Annotated in this window: 3 protein-coding genes and 1 pseudogene; 3 read left to right on the top strand and 1 reads right to left on the bottom strand. The window is 62.0% G+C overall.

The window, feature by feature from the left end:
• The 3 genes and pseudogenes from NW852_RS12520 to NW852_RS12510 all read left to right on the top strand — a co-directional run.
• Positions 1-923: pseudogene (locus tag NW852_RS12520) on the top strand (hypothetical protein); the annotation flags it as partial.
• Entirely contained in the window at positions 862-1,176 is a 315-nt protein-coding gene (locus NW852_RS12515; RefSeq protein ID WP_414371717.1) for a type II toxin-antitoxin system VapB family antitoxin, read from the top strand. The pseudogene NW852_RS12520 and the gene NW852_RS12515, both read left to right, overlap by 62 nt.
• A gap of 157 nt (positions 1,177-1,333) precedes the next feature.
• Complete coding sequence (locus NW852_RS12510; protein WP_414371719.1) at positions 1,334-6,379, top strand: DEAD/DEAH box helicase; 5,046 nt, start codon at positions 1,334-1,336, stop codon at positions 6,377-6,379.
• Here NW852_RS12510 and NW852_RS12505 read toward each other — a convergent pair.
• Positions 6,376-7,176 (bottom strand): ABC transporter permease, encoded by an 801-nt coding sequence (locus NW852_RS12505; protein ID WP_414415560.1) that lies wholly within the window; start codon positions 7,174-7,176, stop codon positions 6,376-6,378. The genes NW852_RS12510 and NW852_RS12505 overlap by 4 nt on opposite strands.
• Between the last annotated feature and the right edge of the window lie 95 nt (positions 7,177-7,271).

Raw genomic sequence — 7,271 nt, 5'->3', positions numbered from 1 at the left:
GCACCCAACTACCTACCCCTGACGCAGCACAGCACGCCGACCCGCACTTCGTCGTCCAGCCCTGGTACTGGGTGCCGGCAGAAGAAGTTGAAGCTCGGCTGGGCACTTGGCGGCGGGGGTGGTTGCTGGGGTTTCGCGATGTGGCGCGTTCAACTGACGAGCGCACTGCGATCTTTGGTTTGTTGCCCAGGGTGGGGGTGGGACATACGATGCCTATAGTCCTCACAGGTGAGATTTCAGCTATTCATATCTCGTGTTTTCTAGCCAATCTCAATGTCCTGATTTTCGATTGGACATTACGCCAGAAAATTGGTGGGACGCATCTCACTTTCTTCATCCTCCGTCAACTCCCCGTCCTCCCGCCGAGTGCCTACACCCCTGCCGACCTCGCCTTCATCGTGCCGCGGGTGTTGGAATTGACCTACACCGCCTGGGACATGAAGCCCTTCGCGGACGATGTCTGGAACGAAGCCATCCGCCTTGGCGAGACGGAGTGCTTTGAGGCGCTGCGAGCGGTGGTTGGCCCTCACCCCCCAACCCCCTCTCCCAAAGCTTGGGGAGAGGGGGATCAAGGGGGAGAGGGTATCCCCTGCCCACCTTTCCGCTGGGATGAAGACCGCCGCGCTGTGCTCCGCGCCGAGCTGGACGCCTACTACGCCCGGCTCTACGGCCTCACCCGCAAGCAACTGCGCTACATTCTCGACCCTGCCGACCTGACCGAGCGTGAGCTAGAAAACATCCTCGATCCCTGGGAAGAGGTGGAAGATCCTCTCGATCCGGCGGGGTATGCCAGACGTGTGGCTGCCAGCACCTTCCCCGGCGAGACCTTCCGCGTGCTCAAGGAAAAAGAAATGCGGCAATTTGGCGAATACCGCACCCGCCGCTTGGTGCTGGAGGCATGGGAGCGGCTGGCGCACCGCTAAATCTAGGCATAGGATCCGCATAAGACTGCGTTCTTATACACAAGCGGATCCCCATACGCACCAAGTCGCTCTGGACGATGAACTCATCAAGTGGGCCCGCCAGGTAACCGGCTTCAAGACCAAGCGCAAGGTGATTCACAAAGCGCTGCGCACCCTAGCTCAACTCCACAAGCAGGCTGGGATCCGCAACTTACGCGGCAAGCAAGTTGAAATGGGAGGGAGATTTGCACGAGCAACACTTGTGTGCCAATGACTATCTCTAGATTGCGCTCTGGATCAAGCTCTCATCTTGATGGCGACTTGACTCCAGCAGAAGTCTCTCCCCCAGAGGGACTGGAGGTGAGGAAAATACTTGCTGCACTTCCAGACTGGGTTTAGGTTGGCTAGGAGGGCCCTGTGGAGTAGCTTTGATGTCCACGATCTTTGATCTCCACGCCGCTGTCCTGGCCGACTATCGCGATTTTGTCCGCTCGTTTTTTCTGGTTGCCGACCCACGGGCGCAAGCCTTTGTAGACCAAGCGCTAGAAGAAGGGATCCACCTCTGGCCAGAGCCGCTTGTCCAGCTCAGCCCCTCTTACAAGGACGGCTCAACCGTTGACGAGTTGGCTGCAGCCGGACGGATTGCCCAAGAAACAGCCCACATCTTCCGCTTTGAGGATAGCAGGCCGTTTCGCCTCTACCGCCACCAGGAGGAGGCCATCACCAAGGCCCTAGCCGGAGAAAGTTTCGTGGTAACCAGTGGCACCGGCTCCGGCAAGAGCCTCTGCTACTTCCTGCCCATCCTCGACAACTGGATCCGCCAGAAGGGATCCGAGCACCAGGTGACGGCCCTGGTGGTCTATCCCATGAATGCCCTGGTGAACTCCCAATACCAGTCTTTGCAAGACCTGCGCGAACGCTACGAGCGCCGCTATGGTCGCCCTTTCCCCCTGCGCTTTGCCAAATACACCGGGGAAACTGCCGAAAGCGATCGGGAAGAGCTGCGGCGGAAGCCGCCCCAGATTCTGCTTACCAACTACATGATGGCGGAGCTGCTGTTGGTTCGCCCTGAGGATCAGCGCTTCTTAAGTCCTGGTGGACTGCGCTTTTTGGTCTTTGACGAGCTACACACCTACCGCGGTCGACAGGGGGCGGATGTGGCCATGCTGGTGCGACGCCTCAAGGAGCGCTGCGCCGCCCCAAACCTTGTCCACATCGGCACCAGCGCCACCATGATCTCCCGGCCAGAAGCCACCGCCCAGGAGCGCCGCCAGATTGTGGCCGACTTTGCCAGCCGCTTCTTTGGCTATCCCTTCAGAGCGGAGCACGTTATCGAGGAAACCTTGGATCCCTTTAGTGAGGGTGACTCTCCTAGTGCAGCGGAGCTAAAAAGCGCCCTCGACTCTCCCCCTCCCGCCGACCTGGCCACCCTGCGCCGCCACCCCCTGACGCGCTGGCTGGAGTACGAACTGGGCCTGGAGCCCACGCCCGATGGCGGCTTCAGGCGCCGCCTGCCCAGGGAGCTTTCTGAGGTCGCCGCCCAACTGGCCAAGCAGGTTGACAGGGATCCCCAGTTCTGCGCTGAGTCTCTGCGCCAGTTCCTCGCCCACGCCAGCAACCTCAAAGACGGCAACAGGGGGGTGGCCTTCAAGTTGCACCAATTTATCTCCCAGGGCCGCACCCTCTACGCCACTCTGGAGAGCCGGGAAAAGCGGCAATTTTCCCTGGAGGGGCAGATGCAGGCCGGTGAGGGCAAGCTCTTTTTCCCTGTCAAGTTCTGCCGCCAGTGCGGGCAGGACTACTACCATGTCCTCAAGTCCGGGGATCGCTTTGTGCCCTATCCCCTCGGGGAAGAGGTGGAGGAAAGCGAAGAGCAGCAAGCTGGCTACCTGAGTCTGGATCCCCTGGAGGGGGAGTGGTCGCAGGAACAGATCCCGGAAGATTGGTACACCCCTGAAGGCCGGCTCAAGCCCCATTGGAGAAGGCGCGTCCCCCAAGCGGTCTGGGTCCGCCCGGACGGCTCCTTTTCCGAGGTGCCCCAGGCAGGAACCCAGAAGCTGTGGTGGCAGCCCCAGCCCTTTTCTCTCTGCCTAGCTTGCGGCGAGTACTACAGTGGACGGGAGCGGGAGTTTGCCAAGCTGGCTTCCCTTTCTAGCGAAGGCCGCTCCAGCGCCACCACCATTCTGGCCACTTCTCTGCTGCGCCATGCTGCTCAAACGGGGGCAGCCCAGGACAAGCTGCTTACCTTTACCGACAACCGTCAGGATGCCTCCCTGCAGGCCGGCCACTTCAACGACTTTGTCCACGTGGCCCTCTTGCGGGCCTCGCTCTACGCTGCCCTTCTTAAAAAGCAAGAGCTGGGCTTTGCAGAAGTGGCCCCAGAGGTGGTGCAGGCTGCCGGCCTCACCCTTGCCGATATTGCCCAAAACCCCTTGCTGGATCCCCAGTCGCCGGCTGCCCAAGAGGTCTGGCGGACTTTTACGGAGCTAACCGAATACCGCCTCTACGAGGATCTGCGGCGCGGCTGGCGGGTTACCCACCCCAACCTGGAACAGGTGGGCTTGTTGAAAATTGAATACCGCGGCCTCAAGGAGCTTTGCCAGAGCTCGGCCCTGGCCCCCCTCAATCCCTGGTTTGTCCAGGCCAGCGTCGAGGAGCGGGAACGCCTGCTGCGGGCTCTGCTGGATCAGTTTCGGCGCAAACTGGCCATCGATGTGCCTGTGCTCAGAACCGAGTTCCAGAGAAACTTGCGCCGACGCGCCGAGCAACACCTCAACGAGTTTTGGGGCCTAGAAGAGTACGACGAGCTGCGGACGGCTACCTGCTTTGTCCGCCAAAGCCGCAACGGACAAGACGGGACAACTTTCAGCCTAGGCCCCCGCAGCGCCATCGGACGCTTTCTTGCCAAGCGCCTTGAGCTAACCCGGGAAACCTACGACCAGCTTTTGGGATCCCTGCTTTCTCTTCTAGTCAGCTACGACCTGCTGCGGCGGGAGAATGGCCAGGAAGCCTACCAGCTCAACGCTGGCTGTCTGCGCTGGTGCCTGGGCGATGGCTCGCCGCCGCCTGCGGATCCCTTGTACTCCCGCCGCGCTCAGCAGGAGGGCTACGCTTCCGCCCCTCGCCCCGTCAATCTCTTCTTCCAGCGCCTGTATCGGAGCGGGGCAGCAGGGCTGGGATCCCTGGAGGCCAGAGAGCACACGGCCCAGGTGGTTCGAGCGGGAGAGCGGGAGTGGCGAGAAAAGCGCTTTCGCGGGGAAGACCAAGCTCGCCGCCTTCCCTACTTGGTCTGCTCGCCAACCCTGGAGCTGGGGGTCGATATTGCCGATTTGGATCTGGTGCATCTGCGCAACGTGCCGCCCACTCCGGCCAACTACGCCCAGCGCAGCGGTCGGGCAGGTCGCCAGGGGCAGGCGGGGCTAATCCTCAGCTACTGCGGCGCCTTCAACAGCCACGACCAGTACTACTTCCGCCGCCGCGCCGAGATGGTGGCCGGTCGTGTCCGCCCTCCCCGCCTGGACTTAACCAACGAGGCGCTACTGCGGGCTCACATCCACGCCGTTTGGCTGGCCCAGGTACGCCTGCCCCTGGGTAACTCCATGGAAAGAGTTCTCGATTTGGATCGCGAGGGGCTGCCCCTGCGGGAAGAGGTGGCTGCCCAAATCCAGCTAGGGGAAGCGGCCCGGCAAGAGGTGATGGAGCGGGTGGAGGCGCTCTTGGCTGCCGATCGAGAGGTTCTGGATCAGAGCGGCTGGTTTAGCCGCCGCTGGCTCCAGCAGGTCATCGAAGAGGCGCCCCAGGCTTTTGACCGAGCTTTCGACCGCTGGCGAGAACTCTATCGGGCTGCCACCCAGCAGTTGGAAGCCGCTAACCGCCAGCTCCAGACGACTCGCGAAAAGAAAGACCAGCAGGAAGCCGAGCGCCGCCAGCGGGAAGCCCTGCGCCAGCGGAATCTGCTGCTCCAAATCGACACCCAGCGGGAGGAAAGCGACTTCTACCCCTACCGCTACTTGGCCAGCGAAGGCTTTCTGCCCGGCTACAACTTTCCGGCCCTACCCGTGCGGGCCTGGGTGCCCCGCGGCGGCGAGGGGGAGTTCATCGCCCGGCCCCGCTTTTTGGCCATCCGCGAGTTTGCTCCCCACAACTTCCTCTACCACGAAGGCTGCCAGTGGGAAGCGGTGGCGTTCCAGGCGCCGCCCGGCGGTCTGGAGGAGCGCAAAAGTAGCCACAAGCTCTGTTTTAGCTGTGGGGCCTTTGCCGATCCCTCCCTCGATCGCTGTCCAGTCTGCGGCACCCCGTTCGATGGGCAAAATAGCCTCTTGACCCAGCTTCTGGAAATGCCCAATGTGCGCATGCGGCGACGGGATCGCATCACGGCTGACGAAGAGGAGCGGCGGCGACAGGGCTACGAGCTGCAGACCTTCTTCCAGTTTGCTTCCGAAAGCTCTGGCTATCGCGTCCAAGAAGCTGATGTGCTGAGCGGACAAACCCCCCTGCTGCAGTTGCGCTATGCCCCGGCAGCTACCCTGCTGCGCATCAACCACGGCTGGCGGGGAAGTGGAGGGCGGGGTTTCTCAGTCAACTTTGAAAATGGGGAAGTCCCCTCGCGAGCTCAGCTTGAGCGGAGCAGGGCGGGCTTATCCAACCGAGCCTCCTTGCAGTCCATCCGCCTGGCGGTGCGCAGTACCCAAAACCTGCTGCTGGTGCGCCTGGCGCAGCCCGGCTTAGGGGATCCCCAACCTTTAGAAACCAGCCTGCGCTACGCCCTCAAGCGGGGGATCGAAGAGACCTTTGAGCTAGAAGAGACGGAGCTGGCCGCCGAGTCCATTGGCCAGGGATCCCATCGGGCCCTGCTGTTTTACGAGACGGCAGAAGGGGGAGCCGGCGTCCTGCAGCGGTTGGTGGAGGAGCCAGAGGCCATGGCGGAGGTGGCGCGAGCAGCCCTGGAGATCTGCCACTTCCAGCTCTCAGAAGCCGGGATCCAAGACCTGCGGCCTGAGTGCCGCGCCGCCTGCTACGAGTGCCTGCTCAGCTACGCCAACCAACGGGAGGCACTGGAGCTCGACCGATACAAGATTCGGGATCTCCTGGGCAAGCTGGCCCACAGCCGCACCGAGCTACGTCCCCTGGGCCGCTCCCGCCAAGAGCAGCTGGAGTGGCTGCGCCAGCTCATCGACCCTCGCTCGCACCTGGAGCGCCGCTTTCTGGAGTTGCTAGCCGAAGAAGGCTACCGCCTTCCCGACGACGCTCAGAAGGCCATCCCTGATCCCCGCTGCGTGGTCGACTTCTTCTACGAGCCCAACGTCTGTGTTTTCTGCGATGGCGCAGTGCATGACGAGCCCGACCAGGCTGCCCAGGATCGCCAAGTGCGCTCCCAGCTTTTGGGACAAGGCTACCGGGTAATTGCCCTGCGCTACGACCAAGACCTGCAGGAGCAACTGGCCCGCTACCCAGAGGTGTTTGGCAAGGGCAACTAATCCTGCTGGTGGGAAAACAGGTAGGCACCCACCAGGGCCAGAAGGGTTGCCAACCCCGCCAGCACCGCCACTGTGTACCAGGGGAACTGGGCAGGGGGCTGGTAGGCGGCTGCCCGCATGCCGATGCTGGCGTAGGAAAGGGGCAGGCAATAGACCAGCACCTGTAGGTAGCCTGGCAACTGGCTGGGATCAAAAAAAGTGGCCCCCAGAAAGGACATGGGCGTAATCAAAAAGTTGGTGAGCACGCCCACACTCTCCAAGCTGGGCACCTTTAAGCCGGCGATTACCCCGATGCCGGCAAAGACAGCGCAATCCAAAAGCAGCACCAACAGCGCCAGGGGATGAAGAAGGCCCCAGGCTCCTGTCCCCAGCACCCCCACCGCCAACACTCCCAAGGCCGTGAGCAGGCCGCGGGCAATGCCCGCCAACACCTTGCCCAAATGCAGCGCCAGCGGATGCACCGGCAAGAGCAGCAGCTCCTCAAAGCTCTTGGTAAACAGCCGCGATCCACAAATGGAGAAAGTAGTGCCGGCAAAGCTAATCGTCATGGCCGAAAGAGCCACCATCCCCGGCAAAATAAAACGTAAATAGGAACCTGCCGCCGTCGATCCAGCCACGTCAGCCAGGGCCTCGGCCCGCAGGGATCCGCCCAGCCCCACCCCAAAAGCAACGATGTAGATGAGGGGGGCCACCAGCCCCGAAGCCACCACCTGCCAGACCCGCCCGCGCAGATCCAGCCAGTCGCGCCAGAAGATGGTTAAACTGTCTTCCCAGATTTGCCGATAGGGCATCACCATAGATTTTCCTCGCTCTTTACGGGTTTGGGGCTTGCCCCAGTGGGATCCGCAGTGGGAAACGGCTTGCTGTCACTACTAATAGCCGTAGTAGTTGG

Source organism: Synechococcus sp. H60.1 (assembly GCF_047462335.1).
In the GTDB taxonomy this organism is placed as follows: domain Bacteria; phylum Cyanobacteriota; class Cyanobacteriia; order Thermostichales; family Thermostichaceae; genus Thermostichus.
Note: the sequence above shows the minus strand (reverse complement) of the source record. Positions and strands in the feature narration are given on the sequence as shown.